Here is a 19,578-nt window from a genome sequence, read left to right on the forward strand (position 1 = left end):
TCCGGCTGACGGCGTCGGCGGCGGAGTTCACCAGCGGGACCAGTGAGACCAGCGAGACCAGGGAGGTCTGAGAGATGGGTGCCACCGCCGTACTCCGCTCGGAGTGGATCAAGATCACGACGCTGCGCGGCACCGTGTGGTCGCTGGCCTGCGTGCTGCTCGTCACCGCCGGCTTCGGGATCCTCGCCAGCACCGCCCAAGGCGGCGCCGAGACCCTCGACGGCGACTTCGACCCGCTGTTCTCCGTCCTCACGGGGGTGGGCCCCGGTCAGATCGCCGCGATCGTCTTCGGCACGCTCGCGGTGTCGTCCGAGTACCAGAGCGGGCTGATCCGCGCCACGCTGGCCGCCGTGCCGCGGCGCGGGCTGCTCTACGCCGCCAAGCTCGCCCACGTCGGCGGGCTCACGCTCGCCGTCGGGCTGCCGACGACGTTCGTGTCGTTCCTGGTCGGCGGCGCCGCCCTCGGCGACCGGGCCCTCGGCCTCGGCGACGACGGCGCGCTGCTCGGCATCGTGGGCGGCGCCGTCTACCTCACGCTCATGGCGCTGCTCGCCGCGGGACTCGCCGCCGTGCTGCGCAGCGGTATCGCGGTGCTGGGCATCCTGATCCCGTTCGTCCTGGTGGTGTCGATGGTGCTCGGCGTCGGGTCGTCGGCGGGAGTCGCGGACTACCTGCCGGATCGCGCCGGGCAGCAGGTGCTCTTCGCCGATCCGCCGACGGGCGTCCCGCCGCTGGCCGGCCTGGCCGTCACCGCGCTCTGGGCAGGGGCCGCGATGATGGCCGGCTGGTGGACGCTGCGACGGCGGGACGCGTAGCGGGCGGGCACCCGGGCGGGGGGCGTCACGGGGTTCTCCGAGGGCCGCCGCCGGCGCGGGTTTCGCTGCGGGCCGAGGCGGGCGGCGTCACAGGATCGACCCGGGCGCGTACCCCGCCGCCTCCGGGTGCCGCTTCACGACCTGCTCGACGCGTGCCGCCACCGCCGTCACCTGCTCCTCGGCCGCGCCCGTGAACGACAGCCGGTCGGCCATCAGCGCCTCCAGTCGGCCCCGGTCGAGCGGGATACGGCCGTCGGCGGCGAGTCGGTCGAGGAGCTCGTTGCGCTCGGCGCCCCGCTCGCGCATCGCCAGCGCCGCGGCCACCGCGTGCTCCTTGACGACCTCGTGCGCCTCCTCCCGGCCCACCCCGGCCCGTACCGCCGCCATCAGCACCTTCGTGGTGGCCAGGAACGGCAGATACCGGTCCAGCTCGCGGGCGATCACCGCCGGGAAGGCGCCGAACTCGTCCAGCACCGTCAGGAACGTCTCCAGCAGCCCGTCGAGCGCGAAGAACGCGTCCGGCAGCGCGACACGGCGCACCACCGAGCAGGACACGTCCCCCTCGTTCCAGGTGTCGCCCGCCAGCTCGGCGGTCATCGAGGCGTACCCGCGCAGGATCACCATCAGGCCGTTCACGCGCTCGCAGGACCGGGTGTTCATCTTGTGCGGCATCGCCGACGAGCCGACCTGGCCCGGCTTGAAGCCCTCGGTGACCAGCTCGTGCCCGGCCATCAGCCGGATCGTCTTCGCCAGCGAAGACGGCGCGGCGGCGACCTGCACCAGCGCCGCGACCACGTCGTAGTCCAGCGAGCGCGGGTAGACCTGGCCGACGGAGGTGAAGGCGCGGGCGAAGCCCAGGTGGCCGGCCACCCGGCGCTCCAGCTCCGCCAGCTTCGCGGCGCCCTCCTTGCCGCCGCCGAGCAGGTCGAGCATGTCCTGCGCGGTGCCGACCGGGCCCTTGATGCCGCGCAGCGGGTAGCGCGCGAGCAGGTCCTCCACCCGGCCGTACGCGGTCAGCAGCTCGTCGGCGGCGGTGGCGAAGCGCTTGCCCAGCGTGGTGGCCTGCGCGGCGACATTGTGCGAGCGGCCGGCCACCACCAGCCCGGCGTGCTCGCCGGCCAGCCGGCCCAGCCGCGCCAGCACCGCGACGGTGCGGTCGCGCACCAGCACCAGGGACTGCCGCACCTGGAGCTGCTCCACGTTCTCGGTCAGGTCGCGGGAGGTCATCCCCTTGTGGATCTGCTCGTGTCCGGCGAGCGCGTTGAACTCCTCGATGCGGGCCTTCACATCGTGCCGCGTGACCTTCTCGCGCTCGGCGACGGAGGCGAGGTCGACGTCCTCCAGCACGCGCTCGTAGTCGGCGACGGCGCCCTCGGGTACCTCGATCCCCAGGTCCCGTTGGGCGCGCAGCACGGCGAGCCACAGCCGCCGCTCCAGGACGACCTTGTGCTCAGGGGACCAGAGGGCGGCCAGTTCCGCGGAGGCGTAGCGGGCGGCCAGGACGTTGGGGATGCGCGGCTTGTTCACGTGGGGAGATTCTACGGGCCCGGGCCGGCGGTCTCCGGACGGCGGCCGGTGCGGGCGTACGGTCCGGGCGCCGGCGGCCGAGCAGGGGGGCGTGCGGGCCGGCGCGCGTCAGGCGTCGTACGGCAGCAGCTCCGGGCGCTTCGGCGCGCGGCCGTCGCCGGAGGAGCGGCCGGTGAGCCGGCGGTGCACCCACGGCAGCAGATGCGTACGGGCGAAGCGGACGTCCGCGGTCCGGCGGGTGAACCACGGGGGTGGCGGCGCCGGCGGCGGCAGGGGGCCGGTCCAGTCGTAAGCGGGAGCGCCGCCGAGCGCCTGCCACACGGCCTCGCCGACCCGGCGGTGCCCCTCGGGCGTCAGGTGCAGCCGGTCGTCGTCCCACAGCCGTACGTCGCTGAGCACTTCGGCGCCGTAGAGGTCCACGACCAGCGCGCCGTGCCGCGCGGCCAGGTCGTCGACGTGCGCGAACAGCTGCTCCATCCGCGGCCTGACCCGCTTCAGCACCCGGCCGTCGCGCCCGGGGCTGCGCATCAGCACCAGCTGCCCGCAGTTCGGCGCCAGCCGCTCCACCGCCTCTTCGAGCGCCCCGCACACCCGGCCCATGTCGCAGCGCGGCCGGATCGCGTCGTTGAGGCCCCCGACGAGGGTGATGACGTCGGGCTCCATGGCGGCGGCCCGGTCGACCTGCTCGTCGACGATCTGCCGGATGAGCTTGCCGCGGACGGCCAGGTTCGCGTACCGGAAACCGGGCCGGGATGCCGCGAAGCGGGCCGCGAGCAGGTCCGCCCAGCCGCGGTAGGTGCCGTCGGGCAGCAGGTCGGACATGCCCTCCGTGAAGGAGTCGCCGACCGCGACAAAACTGGTGTAACGGGCATTCACGTCCATGGCGCCGCCGATCCTACCCGCCGCCGCGAGCGTCCCCTCCGGCGGCCGGGCCGCAGGTCACGACTCCCGGCCGACCAGCTCGCGCAGCACGTCCTCCATGGTCACCAGGCCCGTCACCCGGTCCTGCGCGCCGGTCACCGCGGCCAGGTGGGTACGGCTGCGGCGCATGGCGGTCAGCACGTCGTCCAGCGGTGCGCCCGCGCGCACCCGGGCGATGCGGCGCATGGCGGTGCGCGGGAAGGGCGTCTCGCGGTCGCGGGCGCCGAGGGCGTCCTTGACGTGCAGGTAGCCGAGGATCCGGCCGCCGTCGTCGACCACCGGGAAGCGGGAGAAGCCGGACTCGGCGGCCAGCGCCTCCAGCGCCTCCGGGGTGACGCCGACGGGCGCGGTCACCACGTGCCCGGTGGGCACCACCACGTCGCCCACCGGGCGGCGGCCCAGCTCCAGCGCGTCGCGCAGCCGCTCGGCGGACCGGTCGTCGAGCAGCGCGGCCTCGGCGGAGTCCGCCACCATGCGGGCCAGGTCCGCGTCGGAGAACGACGCGGCGACCTCGTCGCGGGTCTGCACGCGCAGCAGCCGGAGCAGCGCGTTGGCGAAGGCGTTGACGGCGAAGACGACGGGGCGCAGCGCGCGGGTGAAGGCCACCAGCGGGGGGCCGAGGAGCAGCGCGGAGCGCACCGGGTCGGCCAGCGCCACGTTCTTCGGCACCATCTCGCCGAGCAGCATGTGCAGGTACGTCGCCACCGCCAGCGCGATCGCGAACGAGATCGGGTGCACCAGCCCGTGCGGCACCCCGACGGCGTCGAACAGCGGTTCCAGCAGGTGCGCGATGGCAGGCTCGGCGACGACGCCGAGGACCAGCGTGCACAGCGTGATACCGAGCTGGGCCGACGCCATCAGTGTGGAGACGTGCTCCAGGCCCCAGATCACGCGGCGTGCGCGGCGGTCGCCGTCCTGCGCGTACGGCTCGATCTGGCTGCGCCGCACCGAGATGAGGGCGAACTCCGCGCCCACGAAGAAGGCGTTGAGCACCAGCGTCAGCAGGCCGACGAGCAACTGGACGGCCGTCATGCGGACTTCCCCCTCCGGGCGGCCGAGCCGCCGCGCTCGCCGTCGCCTTCGTCGCCGCGGTCGCCGTCGCCGTCGCCGGTCACCGTGCCCGGCGGCGGGGCGTGCAGCAGCACGCGCGCCGCCCGGCGCCCGGTCGCGTCCACGACGTCCAGCCGCCAGCCGCCGACGTCGAGCGCGTCCCCGTCGACGGGGATACGGCCCAGCTCGGTGGCGACCAGCCCGGCCAGCGTCTCGTACGGACCCTCGGGCACCCTGAGGCCGATCTCCGCCAACTGGTCGGGGCGCGCCCCGCCGTCGGCGTCGAAGAGCATCCGGCCGTCGGGGTCCGCGCCGCTGCGCAGCAGGTCGGGCGTCTCCAGCGGGTCGTGCTCGTCCCGCACCTGGCCGATGACCTCCTCCACGACGTCCTCCATGGTGACCACGCCGGCGGTGCCGCCGTACTCGTCGATCACGACCGCCATGGAGCTCTTGTCCGTCAGCCGGTCCATCAGGTGGTCGACGGGCAGCGTCTCGGGCACCAGGACCGGTTCCCGCAGCAGCCGGGTCAGCGGATGGCGGGCCCGGCGGTCGGCGGGAATCCCGAGGACGTCCTTGACGTGCACGTAGCCGAGGACGCCGTCGAGGCTGCCGCGGTAGACGGGGAAGCGGGACAGGCCGGTGGCGCGGGAGGCGTCGACGACGTCCTCGACGGTGGCGTCCGCGTCCAGCGCGACGACCTGCATCCGGGGCGTCATGACGTTTTCCGCCGTCAGGTCCGCAAGTCTCAGGGTACGGACGAACAGCTCGGCGGTGTCGGCCTCCAGCGAGCCCCTCTTCGCCGAGTGCCGGGCCAGTGCGGCCAGTTCCTGCGGGCTGCGCGCGGACGCCAGCTCCTCGGCGGGCTCCAGACCCATCAGCCGCAGCACCCGGTTGGCGGTGTTGTTGAGGTGGCGGATGAACGGGCGGAAGACGGCGCTGAACGTCCGCTGGAAGGCCGAGACGCGCTTGGCCATCGCCAGCGGGTGGGAGATCGCCCAGTTCTTGGGCACCAGCTCGCCGACGACCATCAGCACGACCGCCGACAGGGCCGTGCCCAGCACGAGCGCGACGCCGGAGGTGGCCGACTCGGGGACGCCCACCGCGCGCAGCGGGCCGCGGAGCAGGGCGGCGACGGACGGCTCGGCGATCATGCCGACGACGAGGTTGGTGACGGTGATGCCGAGCTGCGCGCCGGAGAGCTGGAACGTCAGGCTCCGTACGGCCTGCAGCGTGCCGGCCGCGCCGCGCTCGCCGCGGTCTACGGCCCGTTCCAGCTCGGCCCGCTCCACCGTCGTCAGCGAGAACTCGGCGGCCACGAACAGGCCGCAGGCCAGGCAGAGCGCCAGGGCCAGGGCCAGCAGCAGCACCTCGGTCATCGGGTCACCTCCGTCCCATGATCACGCAGGGTCGCGACGGTCGCGCGGCGGCGGCCGTCAGCCGGTGGCAAGCGGCTTGACCCAGCGGCTCCACTGCTCCTGAGGCGCATACCCGCCCGCCCGCCAGGCGTGCTGTGCCAGCTCGTTGCGGTTCAGCACCATGGCGTCCGCCCGCCGGCCACCGAAGGCGGCGAACCGCCGCTCCGCCGCGGCCAGCAGCGCCGTGCCGACGCCGCGGCGCCGGTGGCCGGGGTGCACGGCGAGCCGGTACAGGTGGCAGCGCCAGCCGTCGAACCCGGCGATGACGGTGCCCGCCAGCTCCCCGCCGCGCTCGGCCAGCAGCAGCGCGCCCGGGTCGCGCTCCAGCAACCCGGTGACGCCGGCCGCGTCGTCGCTGACGGAGGTGCCCTCCGCCGCCTCTTTCCAGAACGCCAGCACCGCCGGCACGTCCTCGGGCTCCGCGGCCCGGATGTGGAGATCGTCCATGCCCGGCATCCCATCACCGGCCGGCCGCTCGGGTCGACCCGATTAGTGCCCCCGCCGCGGTCACTCGTGCGCGATGGCCGCCAGCACGTTCAGCCGGGACGCCCGCAGCGCCGGCAGCAGTGCGGCCAGCAGGCCCACCAGCACGGAGCCGATCACGACGGCGAGCTGCACCGTCCAGTCGATGGCGAAGGCGCGCATGCCCTCCAGCGCCAGCACCTCGTGCACACCCGCGCCCCACGCCAGGCCCAGCACCAGGCCGAGCAGCGCGCCGAACACGGCGATCACCACCGACTCCAGCCGGATCATCCGCCGGGTCTGGCGTCTGGACAGCCCTATGGCCCGCAGCATGCCTATCTCCCGGGTCCGCTCCACCACCGACAGTGCCAGCGTGTTCACCACGCCCAGCACGGCGATGATGATCGCCAGCCCGAGCAGCGCGAAGACCAGGTACAGCAGGACGATGATCTGCTCCCGGATCAGCTCCTTGAAGTCGGCCTGGTCGCGCACCTTCACCTGCGGGAAGCTCTCGAGTCCGCTCTCCAGCGACGTGCGCAGCCTGTCGACGTCGGTACCGCCCCCGGCGTTGACGAACAGGGCCGCCTCCTGGCCGCCGGGGAGGTGCTTCTCCAGGGTTTCGAGGCCCAGGAAGAAGCCGCCAGCCGCGCCGAAGCCGCCGCTGGTCTCCTGCTTGGTGAGCGCGCCGACGGTGAGCTCCGTCCGCTTGCCGTTGGGAAACTGCACCGGAAGCGTGTCGCCGATGCGTATGCCGTGGTCGCGCGCGAACTGCCGTTGCAGGCCCACGTGCCCGGGCGCGAGTGCGGCGGCGGTGTCCCCGGCCGCGTACTCCAGTCGGCTGACCTGGTCCAGCTCCTTGTCGAAGGCCCCGGCACTGGTATTGGTCTTCTCGCCGTCGGGCAGCGTCACGCGCAGCGGCGCGAACCGCTGGCGGACTACCAGGCCCACCCCGTCCGCGTCCCGGACGCGCTCCGTGACCTCGCGGGGGAACGGGCCGAAGTTGTCGCTCTGCACGATGAAGTCGGCGCCCAGCGTCCGGTCGATCTCCTCGTCGAAGGACTTCGTCATCGAGGCGGCGGCCACCGACATGCCGCCGACCAGGGCCAGACCCACCATCAGCGCCACGGCCGTCGCACCGGTGCGCCGCGGGTTGCGCAGTGCGTTGCGCTGGCTGAGAGCGCCGACGGAGCCGAAGATCCGCGGGAACCAGCCGCCCAGCACCCGGATCACCGGCCGCACCAGCAGCGGTCCGGCCGCCACCACGGCGAGCATCGTCAGCACCACACCGCCCACCAGGTAGACGGCGGAGTCCCGGGTCCGCTCCGCCGTGGCGCAGAAGACGAACGACACCGCCCCGACGACGCCGAGGAGGGAGCCGAGCACCGCGCGCACCCGCATCGGCCGGCCGACCTCGGCGATCTCCAGGTCGGCGAGCGCCGCCATGGGGGAGACCCGCGCCGCCCGCCGGGCCGGCAGATACGCCGCGACGAACGTGACGCCCACGCCGACCGCGTACGCGATGACCGGCGTGACCCAGCTCACGACCATCTCGGCCGCGTCCAGGTTCATCCCGAGCAGGCCCATCGTCTCGATCAGCCCGAGGGCCAGGCCGATGCCGCTGAGCAGCCCGAGGGTGGAGCCGGCGAGGCCGAGCAGCAGCGCCTCGGTGAGCACCGAGCGGCGGACCTGCCGCCGGTCCGCGCCGAGCGCGCGCATCAGCCCCAGCTCGCGGGTGCGCTGGGCGATGAGCATCGAGAACGTGTTGACGATGAGGAAGATGCCGACCAGCACGGCGATCCCGGCGAAGCCGAGCATCACGTACTTGATGATGTCGAGGAACGTGCCCAGCTCCTCCGCCGCCGACTTCGCCTGCTCGTCGGCGGTCTGCACGGCGTACTTCCCGTCGAGCGCCCGCTTGACGCGCTGCTTCAGCTCGGCGTCCGACACTCCCGGCGCCGCCTCTACGGACACCGACGTGGCCAGCTTCGTGTCCTCACGTTCCGTGCCCCCGGGCGCCGACTCCTCCGGCTCCGGGTTCTCCAGCAACTGGCGCTGCGCTGCCGCCGTCTCCAGGTAGACCACCGCCGCGCCCGGGTTGGTGGTGGTGAACTTCGCGATGCCGACGACTTCGACCTCGAACGTGCCCGGTTGCGCGAGGACGTGGAGTGTGTCGCCGATCTCGACGTTCTTGCGGTCGGCGGTGTCCTTGTCGAGCAGGGCCTCGCCGGCGCCGGCCGGCTCGCGGCCGTCCGACAGCTCCACCGGGCTGCGGTCGCTCACGTACCAGTTGGTGGCGATCGTCGGAGGGCCGGTGGTCCGGCCGATCGGCTCGTTCTCCGCGTCGGTGACGGTGAGGTTCTCCACCTCGACGTCGAGATGGACGTCCTGCACCCCCCGCACCTTCGCCACGTCCTCCGCCACCGAGGCGGGCAGCGTGGGCACCAGCCCGGAGCCGAACCCGCGGTTCTGCTCGAACGCCTCCTTCGGCGAGACCGCGACGTCGGCGGCCGTTGAGGCGAAGAGCCGGTCGAAGGTGCGGCTGACGGTGTCCGAGAAGATGAGGCTGCCGGAGACGAACGCCACCGACAGGAGCACGGCCAGCGCCGACAGCAGCAGCCGCCCCTTGTGCGCGAAGAAGCTGCGCAGAGTCGCCTTGAGCACGCCGCCTCAGCTCTTCCTGAAGCCGTCGAAGCGCTTCATGCGCTCCAGCACCGCTTCGGCCGTCGGCTGCGGCATCTCGTCCACGATCCGGCCGTCGGCCAGGAAGAGTACGAGATCGGAGTGGGCGGCGGCGCCCGGGTCGTGGGTGACCATCACCACCGTCTGCTCCAGCTGGTCCACCGCCTCCCGGAGGAAGCCCAGCACCTCCAGGCCGGAGCGCGAGTCGAGGTTGCCCGTCGGCTCGTCCGTGAAGATCAGCTCGGGCCGGGACGCCAGCGCCCGCGCGCACGCCACGCGCTGCTGCTGGCCGCCGGAGAGCTGCGAGGGCCGGTGGCCGAGACGGTCGCGCAGGCCGAGCGTGTCGATCACCCGGTCCAGCCAGACGGGGTCGGGCCTGCGGCCCGCGATGTCCATCGGCAGCGTGATGTTCTCCAGGGCGTTCAGGGTGGGCAGCAGGTTGAACGACTGGAACATGAAGCCAATCCGGTCGCGGCGCAGCCGCGTCAGCTCCCGTTCACCCAGACCGGTGATCTCCGTGTCGCCCAGCCAGACCCGCCCGGAGGTCACCGTGTCGAGCCCGGCGAGGCAGTGCATCAGCGTCGACTTGCCGGAGCCGGACGGGCCCATGACCGCCGTGAACCGGGCGCGGCGGATCTCCACGTCCACCGTGTCCAGCGCGACGACCGCCGTCTCGCCGCCGCCGTAGGTCTTCGTCAGCCCGCTGGCCCGGGCCGCGACCCCGGCCGGCGGTCCCGCTTCGCGTCTGTCGAGTGCCGCCGGTGTGGACAATTCCGTTCCCCCATCGGACTGTGAGTCGGGTGCTGGGTGCTGCTTCCTGTCCCGCCCGCCGTACGCCGTGCACGGCCGGCGGGCCCGTGCTGCAAGGCGGGCGCGATCGATCGGATTCACGCCGCCTGCCAGCGAGACTAGGCCGCCGCCGAACCCCGCGCATCCCTCCCGGGTGGCACCTGTGGATAACCCGCTACTCCCGCGGGAGGACCGGGTCCTCCTGTGTGCGGCGCAGTCGGTGTCAGCCTCGCAGTGCAGTGCCCAGGACGTGGTACGAGGTCGGGGTCGGCGGCCCCTTCTCCGGCACCCGCAGCCGCCGGTACTCGCCGAGGGTGAAACCCGCGGCGGTCAGCTCGCCGAGCACGTCGCGGCCGGAGTGGCAGCCGCCGAACAGCAGCGGCCACACCGTACGGTCCGCCGCCCGCTGCACCATCTGCATCACCCGCCCGTCGGCCCGCCCGTGCTCCAGGAACCGCAGCTCCGCGCCGGGCCGCAGCACCCGGCGCAGTTCGTCGAGCGCCCGCCGCACGTCCGCCACCGAGCACAGCACCAGCGAGGCGACGGCGGCGTCGAACGACTCGCTCTTGACCGGCAGCGCCTCCGCCATGCCCGGCACCACGTCCACCGGTACGTCCGCGCGCAGCGCCGCCGCCGCGCCGAGCTGCCGCAGGTGGCGCTCCGGCTCGATCGCGACCACCTCGGCGACGGCGGCCGGGTAGTGCGCGAAGTTCCGCCCGTTTCCCGCGCCGATCTCGATGACCCGGCCGGAGAGGCCGGCCAGCAGCTCCGTGCGCAGCTCGGCCACCCCGCCGCGCTCGTCCGCGGCGACGCTCAGGCGGGCGTAGAAGCGCGCGAAGTAGGGATGGTGAACGGCGTCCTTCGCGGCGCGTGGCGGTGACGGCATACCGGCCTCCTGGCGAGCGGGCTCACTGCGATTGTCCCCCCGCGGGGCGGCCCGGGGCGTGCCGGGCGCGGAAGTCGTCCGCGTCCCAGTGACCGCCGAGCACCGGCGCCAGCCACCCGGGCGCCGCCGCGCCGAACCCCTCGGGCCCGTATCCGGCGGCACCCTCCGGCACGGCGCCCAGCAGCGGCACCCGCGCCGTGGCCGGCAGGTCCGCCAGGTTGCATCTGGCCGCGAGGTCAGGCGCCGCCGGCCAGTTGCCCACCACCACGCCCGGACACCCGAGACCGCGGCGGCGCAGCGCCTCCGCGGTCAGCTCGGTGGCGTTCAGCGTGCCGAGCCCCGCGGCGGCCACGACCAGTACCGGCGCCGCCAGCAGCCGCGCCACCTCGGCCAGCGTGCCGCCCGCGTCGTCCAGCCGCACCAGCAGCCCGCCCGCGCCCTCCACGAGCACCAGGTCGTAGTCGTGCCCCAGCTTCTCCACCATCCCCGCCGCGTCCGCCGCCGTGAGGGGCGGCAGCCCCGCGCGCCGGGCGGCCGTCGCCGGGGCCAGCGGCTCGGGGAAGCGGGCCAGTTCCACGGCCCGTACCCCCGGGGCGAGGCGCGCCGCCTCGTCGGCGTCACCGGGCTCGCCGGGCGCCACGCCGGTCTGCGCCGGCTTGAGCACGGCCACCGAGCGGCCCCGTGCCTGCGCCGCGGCGGCCACGGCGGCGGTGACGACCGTCTTGCCCACGCCCGTCGAGGTGCCGGTGACCACGAGCACGCTGCCCATCGCCGCGCGCCTCCCGCCCGTCAGCCGGCCGCCGCCGCGGCGCGCACGGCGGCGCACACGCGGGCGATGTCGGCGTCCCCGGTCACGTACGGCGGCATGGTGTAGATCAGGTCGCGGAACGGGCGCAGCCACACCCCCGCCCCGACCGCCGCCCGGGTGGCGGCGGCCATGTCCACGGGGTGGTCGAGCTGGACGACGCCGATGGCGCCCAGCACCCGTACGTCCGCCACCCCCGGCACCTCGGCCGCTTCTGCCAGCCCCTCCCGCAGCCCGCTCTCGATGCGCTTGACGTCCTGCCGCCAGCCGCCGTCGGCCAGCAGGTCGAGCGAGGCCAGCGCGACGGCCGAGGCCAGCGGGTTGCCCATGAACGTCGGGCCGTGGGCGAGCACCGGAACCTCGCCCGCCGAGATGCCCGCCGCGACCCGGGGGGTGCACAGCGTCGCGGCCATCGACAGGTAGCCGCCGGTCAGCGCCTTGCCGACGCACATCACGTCAGGCGTGACGCCCGCGTGGTCCGCGGCGAAGAACTCGCCGGTGCGGCCGAAGCCGGTGGCGATCTCGTCGAACACCAGCAGCACCCCGTGCGCGTCGCACGCCTCGCGCAGCACCCGCAGATAGCCGGGCGCGGTGAAGCGCATGCCGCCCGCGCCCTGCACGACCGGCTCCACGACCACCGCGGCCAGCTCGTCCGCGTGCCGCGCCACGAGGTCGCGCAGCTCACGCTCGTACGCCCCGTCCACCGGCGCGTCGAAGCCCGCGGGCGGCAGACCGGCGAACACCTGCCTCGGCAGCACCCCGGACCACAGCTCGTGCATGCCGCCCTCCGGGTCGCAGACCGACATGGGCTGCCAGGTGTCCCCGTGGTAGCCGCCGCGCCAGGTCATCAGCCGGTGCTTGCCCGGCCGCCCGCGCGAACGCCAGTACTGCAGGCACATCTTGACCGCGACCTCGACCGACACCGAGCCCGAGTCGCTGAGGAACACGTGCCGCAGCGGCTCCGGCGCGACCTCCACCAGCCGCGCCGCGAGCCGCACCGCCGGCTCGTGGGTGAGCCCGCCGAACATCACGTGGCTCATCCGCTCCAACTGGCCGCGGGCGGCGGCGTCGAGCGCCGGGTGCCGGTAGCCGTGGATCGCCGACCACCACGACGACATCCCGTCGACCAGCTCGTCCACCCCCCACGCCGGCTCGGCCAGCCGCAGCCGCACGCCCGCGGCGGAGTCGACGACCAGCGGCTCCGGCCGGCCCGGCATGGGCCCGTACGGGTGCCAGACGTGCTCGCGGTCCAGGTCGAGCAGCCGCCGGGGCGGCAACGGCTCAGGCATTGGGCGGCAGTTCCGTGCCCGCCCCGCGGCGCCGCACGGCGACCAGGTCCGTACGCGCCGTGCGCCCCGACCGTGCCGCCCGCGCCGCCTCGGCCGCGGGCGGGTCGCCCGGAGCCGGTCCCTCCGCCCGGTGGGCCGGCAGCGTCGTCGTCCCCGCCTCCTCCACCTCGAAACCGGCGTCTGCGATCATCTCCAGGTCCGCCTTGCCCGCCTGCCCCTCGCTGGTCAGGTAGTCGCCCAGGAACACCGAGTTGGCCAGGTGCAGCGCAAGCGGCTGCAGCGTCCGCAGGTGGATCTCCCGCCCGCCGGCCAGCCGCACCTCCACGTCCGGGCAGACGAACCGCACCATCGCCAGGATCTTCAGGCAGCGCCGCGGCGTCAGGTCCCACTCCCCGGCCAGCGGCGTGCCCTCGAACGGGATGAGGAAGTTCACCGGCACCGAGTCCGGGTCCAGCGCGCGCAGCGCGAAGACCACGTCCACCAGGTCCTCGTCGCTCTCCCCCATCCCCGCGATGAGCCCGGAGCACGCCGACATCCCGGCCGCCTGCGCCTGCCGCACGGTCTGCACCCGGTCCTCGTAGCCGTGCGTGGTGCAGATGTCCGCGTACGTCGCCTCGGAGGTGTTGAGGTTGTGGTTGTACGCGTCCGCGCCCGCCGACTTCAGCCGTTCCGCCTGGCCGTCGGAGAGCAACCCGAGGCAGGCGCACACCTCCACGTCCCCGTGCTTGTCCTTGATGGCGGCGATGGTCTCCGAGACCCGGTCGACGTCCCGGTCCGTGGGCCCGCGCCCGCTGGCGACCAGACAGACCCGCTTGGCGCCGCCCGCCACCCCGGCCGCCGCGGCCTCGGCCGCCTCATCGGCCTTCAGCCACGTGTACTTGAGGATCCCCGCCTCGGAGCCCAGCCGCTGCGAGCAGTACGAACAGTCCTCGGGGCACAGCCCCGACTTGAGGTTGACCAGGTAGTTGAGCTTCACCCGGCGGCCGAAGAACGCCCGGCGTACCCTCCCCGCCGCGGCGACGACGTCGAGCACGTCCTCGTCCGGGGTGCGCAGCAAGGCCAGGGCCTCGTCCCGGGTGGGCGCCTCGCGCCGCAGCCCCTTGTCCACCAGCGTCGAAAGCAGGTCCATGGCGCCGATCCTCGCCCACCGCACCGGCCCGGGCCAATGGGGTATCGCACAACGGCCGCCGATGTCTTCTGTGCTCATCGCCACACGGTCACGCGCCCGCGCGCGCACTACGGTGCAGACACAGCCCGCCGAGCCGAGGAACCGCATGCCCCGTCACGCCTTCGACTGGATCGACGCGCAGGCCGAGGAGCGGCGGCGCGCCGGTCTGGTACGCGCCGTGCGCCCCCGCGCGCACGACGCCGCGCTGCTGGACCTGTCCGGCAACGACTACCTCGGCCTCGCCCGGCACCCCGAGGTCACCGCCGCCGCGGCAGCCGCGGCACACCGCTGGGGCGCGGGCGCCACCGGCTCCCGGCTCGTCAGCGGCAGCACCGCGCTGCACGCGGAGCTGGAGGCCGAACTCGCCGACTTCTGCGGCTTCGAGGCCGCACTCGTCTTCTCTTCGGGCTACGCCGCAAACCTCGCCGCCGTCACCACTTTGAGCGACCGGGGGTCCCTCGTGGTCTCGGACGCCGGCAACCACGCCTCGCTCATCGACGGCTGCCGGCTGTCCCGGGCCGATGTCGCCGTCGTGCCGCACGCCGACGCCGACGCGGTGGCCAAGGTGCTCGACGGCTTCGCCGGGCGCGCGCTGGCGGTCTCCGACGGGGTCTTCTCCGTCGACGGCGACGCCGCGGACCTGTCCGCGCTGGCGGCGGCCTGCCGCGCGTACGGGGCCGGGCTGCTGGTGGACGACGCCCACGGGCTCGGGGTGCTCGGGGACGGCGGACGCGGCTCGCTGCACGCGGCGGGCCTCGCGGGCGCCGCCGACGTCGTCGCCACCGTCACGCTGTCGAAGGCGCTGGGCAGTCAGGGGGGTGCGGTGCTGGGGCCGGCGCGGGTGATCGAGCACCTGGTCAACACCGCCCGTACGTTCATCTTCGATACCGGCCTCGCCCCCGCCGCCGCGGGCGCCGCGCTCGCCGCGCTGCGCCTGCTGCGCCGCGAGCCGGAACGGGCCGCGGCGGCCCGCGGGGTGGCGGCGCGGCTGCACGGCGGGCTGACGGCCGCCGGGCTGACGGCCGTACGCCCCGACGCGGCGGTGGTGTCGGTACGGGCCCCGGCCCCCGAGGCGGCCGTCGCGTGGGCGGCGGCGTGCCGCGAGGCGGGCGTGGCGGTCGGCTGCTTCCGTCCGCCGTCGGTCCCCGACGGCGTCTCACGGCTGCGGCTCACCGCCCGTGCGGACCTGGCCGATCAGCAGGTGGGCAGAGCGGTCGAGACGGTCGTACGGACCGCGCCCGACGCGAACTCGCCGTCCTTGACCGCCGCGATGAACGCCCGCCACGCCTCGGGCCGGAACAGCAGCGCGGGCCCCTCCACACGGGTGGAGTCCCGTACCGCGAGCAGCTCGCCGTATTCGGGCCCCACCGGATAGGCGGCCTCCACGCAGTTGTTCGCCCCCGTACTGTGCGAACTGCGCCGCCACCGGACGTCGTCGAGTGCCGTACTGGAGGAGACGTACCGAAGCACTGCGGTCATGGTGCCTCCTTTGCACCCGCGCCGAGCGCGGCGATGAACGACATGGACTCTTCGTGCGAAAGGGCGCTCGCCTGCAGCGAAGCAAAGGCGGTCACGTACGCCCGTAAGTCTTCTTTCCTTTCCAGGTGGAGGCTACTCATCAAATGGTCGACGACGACCACGTCGAGATCAGAACTTCGCGAATAGGAGAAGATAACGAAAGGCCCGGTGAGGCCGACGTGCTCGCCGGCGGAAAAGGGCAGGATCTGCACGCGTACGTGCGGAAGCGTGCCCATCCGCCGCAGATGCCGCAACTGCTCCGCCATCACCCCCGGACCGCCCACGTGCCGCCGCAGCACCGCCTCGTCGAGCACCGCGTGCAGCCGCAACGGGCGCGTCGAGCGCAGCACGGCCTGCCGCGCGATCCGCACCTCCACCAGCGACTCCACCTCGCGCCGCGCCGCCCCCGCCACGGCCGCCCGGGTCACCGCCCGCGCGTACCGCCGCGTCTGCAGCAGCCCCGGGACCACCGACGTCTCCAGCGTGCGCACCGCGGACGCCTCCGCCTCCAGGCTGATGAAGTCCCGGTACGCGGCCGGCAGCAGCTCCCGGTACGCGCTCCACCAGGGGTCCTCGGCCCCGCCGCGCGGCGCCGAGGCCAGCGACACCAGCAGCGTGCGCAGCTCGGGGTCGGTGACGCCGTACACGTCCAGCAGCCGGGTCACGTCCCTGGCCTTGGCCGCGGACCTGCCGGTCTCCATGCGGCTGACCTTCGACTGGTGCCAGCCGACCCGCCCCGCCGCCTTCCCGCTGGTCAGCCCGGCCTCGCCGCGCAGCCTGCGCAGTTCCGCGCCCAGCTTGGCGCGGCGTACCGCCGGCCCATTGCGCATAACGCCCCTCCCGGCCGCTCCGCCGAACGCGTAACTACCGCCAGTCTGCCGTCCAAATACGGTCTCTCGCGGCAGAGTTCACCGCTTCGAGCGACAGATATATGCATAACCGGGTGGACGACTCGCGCGCCGGGCACGATCGATGGCACCGTGACGCGGACACAACCCGAAGCGGTCCTCGACTTCACCAGGCACGCGTAGGAGTCCGGCACTCATGTGCGAAAGGGACGGCGTCGCAATGGCAGACCACCACGAAGCATCCGTCACGCTGCCGAGTGAGGCCGCTTCGGTCACTCGCGCCCGCAAATATGTCACTGACATTCTCGGGAAATGGGGCCTGCCGGAAGGCGCGGACGCGGCGGACACCGTCCGCCTCGTCGTCTCCGAGCTGGCCACGAACGCCGTCCAGCACACGCGGGGGCAGTCGCCGACGTTCACCGTGCGGATAATGCTCGTGCGGGAGGAACAGCTACGCGTTGGCGTCAGCGACAGCCACCCGCGCTGGCCGCGCCGGCTGCCCGCCGCCGTCCAGCAGGACAACGGGCGGGGCCTGGTCATCATCAGGTGCCTCGTCGCGGAGTCGGGCGGGCGGCTGACCGTCACCCCCACCGAGGACGGGGGGAAGACGGTCTGGATCGCCCTACCCTGGCGGGCGGCGCCGGTCGTCTGAAGCGGAGTCGTGCGCACCCCCGTGAGCCGCCCGCGGGCCCGCTGGTGCACGCTGGAGTCATGACCGACCAGCTCATCAGCCACGAGGACGTCCACGCCGCCGCGGAGCGCATCGCGGGACGGGTCCGCCCGGTCACCGTCGCGCCCGCGGGCGCCGAGGTGGTACCGGACGCCGAGGTGTGGCTCGCGCTCGAGTTCCTCCAGCACACCGGCTCCTTCAAGGCGCGCGGCGCCATGAACTTCACCGCCGCCCACGCCGCCGCCGGCACGATGCCCGACGCCGGCGTGCTCATCGCCTCCGGCGGCAACGCCGGGCTCGCCTGCGCCTGGGCCGCCGCCCGCCACGGCGTGCCGGCGCACGTGTTCTTGCCCGCCACCGCGCCGGAGTTCAAGGTCGAGCGGCTGCGCGGCCTCGGCGCCGACGTGCGGCTGACCGGCAGGACGTACGGCGAGGCGCTGGCCGCGTCGCGCGCGATGGCCGCGGAGACCGGCGCGCTGGCCTCGCACGCCTACGACCACCCGCTGATCTCCGCCGGCGCCGGCACGCTGCTGCCGGAGATCGCGGCCGCGGTGCCCGGCGGGGTCGACACCGTCGTCGTCGCGGTCGGCGGCGGCGGGCTGTACGCGGGCATGGCGGCAGCCGCCGCGCGGCACGGGATCGGCCTCGTCGCCGTCGAGCCGGAGAACTGCCGGGCGCTGAACGCCGCGCTCGCGGCCGGAGAGGTGGTCGACGTGCCGGTCGACTCCGTCGCCGCGGACTCGCTGGGCGCGCCCCGTACGTCGCGCGATGCGCTGGCCCGGGCCCAGCGGCCGGGAACCACCTCCGTGCTCGTCGCCGACGCCGACATCGTGGCGGCGCGGCGGCGGCTGTGGGACGAGCACCGGCTCGTCGTCGAGCACGCCGCGGGCACGGCGCTCGCGGCGCTCACCACAGGCGCGTACAAGCCGCGGGCGGGGGAGAGGGTGGCGGTGGTGCTCTGCGGCGCGAACACCGACCCGGGCACGCTCTGACGTTCGGCTCAGCCCGGCCCGTCGTGCCGCCGCGCGGCGCGCGGCGCGGCGATACTCCTTCTCAGACCCCACGGCAGCACCGCCCACAGCCCCGCGGTGAACGCCAGCACCGCCACCCCCGCCACCGCCCCCGCCGCGCGCCCCAGGACGACGTCCACCACGAGCTGCACGGCCCCGGACAGCGCGAGCGCCACCACCCCCAGCCCCACCGCCGCCAGCCGCGAGGAGACGTCGACGATGCGCCGTTTGGCCCGGCGCCGGAACAGCCCGCGGTGCACCGCCGCGGGCGCGGTGAACAGCACCGCCGCCGCCACCGAGAGCAGCAGCGTCGTCACGTACATCCCGCGCTGCAGCGCGTCCAGCTCGGTGAAGCGCTCGGTGAAGGCCATGGTCAGCAGGAAGGCGAGGAGGATCTGTACGCCCGTCTGCGTCACCCGCAGCTCCTGGAGCAGCTCCACGAAGTTGCGGTCGTCGCGCTCCAGCGGGGTCTCCCGGCGCGCCTGCCCCACGGACGCCGACGGTTCCTCCGCCCGCGCGGCCGGCGTCGAGCCGTGCCCGTCCGCGCCCTCGTCCTCGTTCCGGTCGTCTTGCTCCATGCACTTTTTGGTAGCCCGATTCCCGCGTCCTACTCCTCTGCTACCAGCAGCGCCTCCGCGCCCACCGGCCGGAACCCGGCGGCCAGGAACGCCCGTACGCTCGCCGCGTTGCCCGGCGCCACCTGCGCCCACAGCGGCTCGCCCGGCGGCACCAGGTGCCGGGCCGCCGTCGCCAGCCGCCGGCCCAGCCCGCGCCCCCGGGCGTCCGGTTCCACCTCCACGGCGGTCTCCCGGCGCCCGGCGACGCCGCGGCCGAGCAGCACGGTCGCGCCCGGAACGGCCCAGGCGCGTACGTCGTCGCGGTGGCGCAGCGCGCGGCGCAGCCGGGGGTGGGTGCCGTCGGCGCCGGGGTTCAGCGGCAGCGGCGGCGGGCCGGGCAGCGGGTCGGCGACCAGCAGGACGTCGACGTTGTTCACGGTGCGGCGGAGGCGGGCGGTGAGGGTGCTGAGGAACGGGGGGTTGAGCGGGGCGGACAGGTCGTCGGCGGGCAACAGGCCGCGTATCCACGCCGGTTCGGCGTCGGCGAAGACGACATGGCAGCCGGTGAAGGCGATGACGCCCGCGTCCCGGAGCGACGGCTGCGGGAGCACGGTGACCGCGCCGTCCGGCGGCGGGAAGTCGCCGCGGGCGGCGGCGGCCAGGAGGGCGGCGAGCCGCCCGCCGTCCGGGGCGTCTTCGCCGTGCGCGAGCGTCGTCGTGGACTCGGGATCACCGGGCTGCGGGCACATGGCGCTGGCTCCTCGGGGCGCGGCTGGCGGAACGCGGCCAACCTACCGGCCGTACGCGACCGGCCCCCGCCCGCCCGGTACGCGCCCGCCGGTCACGGCGACCCGTCGGGCTCCCGCGGCCCCGGCGGCACCGCCACCAGACTGCTGCGCCGCTCCCCGTCGAGCACCCGCAGGGCACGCGCCATCGTCGCCGCGTGGATACGGCTCTCGCGCCGCTCGTGCATCAGTGCCAGCGCATCCCGCAACCCGACGGCGGTGCGTACGAGCGCTTGCGCGGCTCGCAACCCCGCGTACGTGTCCGCGGCGCGCGCTGGGTTGATCCGGCCCAACTGGTCGACCGCGTCGAGATAGCGGTCGATCAGCTCCGCCTCCGCGCGGGTGAGCGCGGGCAGCGGCGGCAGCTCAGGCGGCAGCATGGCC

General features: G+C 74.5%; 19 protein-coding genes and 1 pseudogene. 4 read left to right on the plus strand and 16 right to left on the minus strand.

The genetic code is table 11. The features are described 5' to 3' along the window. The first annotated feature begins 74 nt into the window (after positions 1–74). Positions 75–815 (plus strand): ABC-2 transporter permease family protein, encoded by a 741-nt coding sequence (locus tag T328_RS06145; RefSeq protein WP_496494824.1) that lies wholly within the window; start codon positions 75–77, stop codon positions 813–815. Positions 816–902: 87 nt separating this feature from the next. On the opposite strand, the gene purB is transcribed toward T328_RS06145, so the two are convergent. The 11 genes from purB to bioB all read right to left on the minus strand — a co-directional run bounded on the left by purB (position 903) and on the right by bioB (position 13,767). After that, entirely contained in the window at positions 903–2,342 is a 1,440-nt protein-coding gene (gene purB / locus T328_RS06150; RefSeq protein WP_496494825.1) for an adenylosuccinate lyase, read from the minus strand. Between the two features lie 108 nt (positions 2,343–2,450). Next, positions 2,451–3,224 carry an SGNH/GDSL hydrolase family protein gene (locus T328_RS06155; protein WP_496494826.1) on the minus strand — a complete coding sequence of 258 codons (774 nt, stop codon included), beginning with the start codon at positions 3,222–3,224 and terminating at the stop codon, positions 2,451–2,453. 57 nt (positions 3,225–3,281) lie between these two features. Next, the gene (locus T328_RS06160; RefSeq protein ID WP_496494827.1) at positions 3,282–4,295 is read right to left on the minus strand and encodes a hemolysin family protein; all 1,014 of its coding nucleotides are present in this window, start codon (positions 4,293–4,295) and stop codon (positions 3,282–3,284) included. Then, positions 4,292–5,689 (minus strand): hemolysin family protein, encoded by a 1,398-nt coding sequence (locus T328_RS06165; protein WP_496494828.1) that lies wholly within the window; start codon positions 5,687–5,689, stop codon positions 4,292–4,294. Before T328_RS06165 ends, T328_RS06160 begins: the two co-directional genes overlap by 4 nt. Positions 5,690–5,746: 57 nt before the next feature. Then, a complete protein-coding gene (locus tag T328_RS06170) occupies positions 5,747–6,175 on the minus strand; it encodes a GNAT family N-acetyltransferase (RefSeq protein ID WP_496494829.1) in 429 nt (142 codons plus the stop codon). Between the two features lie 60 nt (positions 6,176–6,235). After that, positions 6,236–8,851 (minus strand): ABC transporter permease, encoded by a 2,616-nt coding sequence (locus T328_RS06175; RefSeq protein WP_496494830.1) that lies wholly within the window; start codon positions 8,849–8,851, stop codon positions 6,236–6,238. Between the two features lie 6 nt (positions 8,852–8,857). Then, positions 8,858–9,640 (minus strand): ABC transporter ATP-binding protein, encoded by a 783-nt coding sequence (locus tag T328_RS06180; RefSeq protein WP_496494831.1) that lies wholly within the window; start codon positions 9,638–9,640, stop codon positions 8,858–8,860. 241 nt (positions 9,641–9,881) lie between these two features. Next, positions 9,882–10,544 (minus strand): class I SAM-dependent methyltransferase, encoded by a 663-nt coding sequence (locus tag T328_RS06185; protein ID WP_496494832.1) that lies wholly within the window; start codon positions 10,542–10,544, stop codon positions 9,882–9,884. Positions 10,545–10,566: 22 nt separating this feature from the next. Beyond that, positions 10,567–11,313 (minus strand): dethiobiotin synthase, encoded by a 747-nt coding sequence (gene bioD, locus T328_RS06190; protein ID WP_496494833.1) that lies wholly within the window; start codon positions 11,311–11,313, stop codon positions 10,567–10,569. Between the two features lie 20 nt (positions 11,314–11,333). Then, positions 11,334–12,638, minus strand: a complete 1,305-nt coding sequence (locus tag T328_RS06195; RefSeq protein WP_496494834.1) for an adenosylmethionine--8-amino-7-oxononanoate transaminase — start codon at positions 12,636–12,638, stop codon at positions 11,334–11,336. Next, positions 12,631–13,767, minus strand: coding sequence for a biotin synthase BioB (bioB, locus tag T328_RS06200; protein WP_496494835.1), 1,137 nt, complete (start codon positions 13,765–13,767; stop codon positions 12,631–12,633). The genes T328_RS06195 and bioB overlap by 8 nt, the downstream gene beginning before the upstream one ends. A gap of 145 nt (positions 13,768–13,912) precedes the next feature. Between bioB and T328_RS06205 the strand changes: the two genes are divergently transcribed. Beyond that, positions 13,913–15,181, plus strand: a complete 1,269-nt coding sequence (locus T328_RS06205; RefSeq protein WP_496494836.1) for an 8-amino-7-oxononanoate synthase — start codon at positions 13,913–13,915, stop codon at positions 15,179–15,181. On the opposite strand, the pseudogene T328_RS06210 reads toward T328_RS06205, so the two are convergent. Together T328_RS06210 and T328_RS06215 are read right to left on the minus strand one after the other, a co-directional pair. Then, positions 15,124–15,285, minus strand: a pseudogene (locus T328_RS06210) (DUF397 domain-containing protein); the annotation flags it as partial. The gene T328_RS06205 and the pseudogene T328_RS06210 overlap by 58 nt on opposite strands. Beyond that, on the minus strand, positions 15,282–16,154 hold the full coding sequence (locus tag T328_RS06215) for a helix-turn-helix domain-containing protein (RefSeq protein ID WP_496494837.1): 873 nt from the start codon (positions 16,152–16,154) through the stop codon (positions 15,282–15,284). The pseudogene T328_RS06210 and the gene T328_RS06215, both read right to left, overlap by 4 nt. A 238-nt stretch (positions 16,155–16,392) precedes the next feature. On the opposite strand from T328_RS06215, the gene T328_RS06220 reads away from it, so the two are divergent. Then, positions 16,393–16,824: an ATP-binding protein gene (locus T328_RS06220; RefSeq protein ID WP_496494838.1), complete on the plus strand. Its 432-nt coding sequence runs from the start codon at positions 16,393–16,395 to the stop codon at positions 16,822–16,824. Between the two features lie 59 nt (positions 16,825–16,883). Further along, the gene (locus T328_RS06225) at positions 16,884–17,834 is read left to right on the plus strand and encodes a serine/threonine dehydratase (protein ID WP_496494839.1); all 951 of its coding nucleotides are present in this window, start codon (positions 16,884–16,886) and stop codon (positions 17,832–17,834) included. 8 nt (positions 17,835–17,842) lie between these two features. Here the strand turns inward: T328_RS06225 and T328_RS06230 are convergent, their stop codons facing one another. The 3 genes from T328_RS06230 to T328_RS06240 form a co-directional block, all read right to left on the minus strand. After that, entirely contained in the window at positions 17,843–18,430 is a 588-nt protein-coding gene (locus T328_RS06230) for a DUF6328 family protein (protein WP_496494840.1), read from the minus strand. Positions 18,431–18,459: 29 nt separating this feature from the next. Then, positions 18,460–19,158 (minus strand): GNAT family N-acetyltransferase, encoded by a 699-nt coding sequence (locus T328_RS06235; protein ID WP_496494841.1) that lies wholly within the window; start codon positions 19,156–19,158, stop codon positions 18,460–18,462. A gap of 92 nt (positions 19,159–19,250) precedes the next feature. Then, positions 19,251–19,574, minus strand: a complete 324-nt coding sequence (locus T328_RS06240) for a hypothetical protein (RefSeq protein ID WP_496494842.1) — start codon at positions 19,572–19,574, stop codon at positions 19,251–19,253. Positions 19,575–19,578: the final 4 nt, after the last annotated feature.

Source organism: Streptomyces sp. CNX435, from assembly GCF_059570575.1.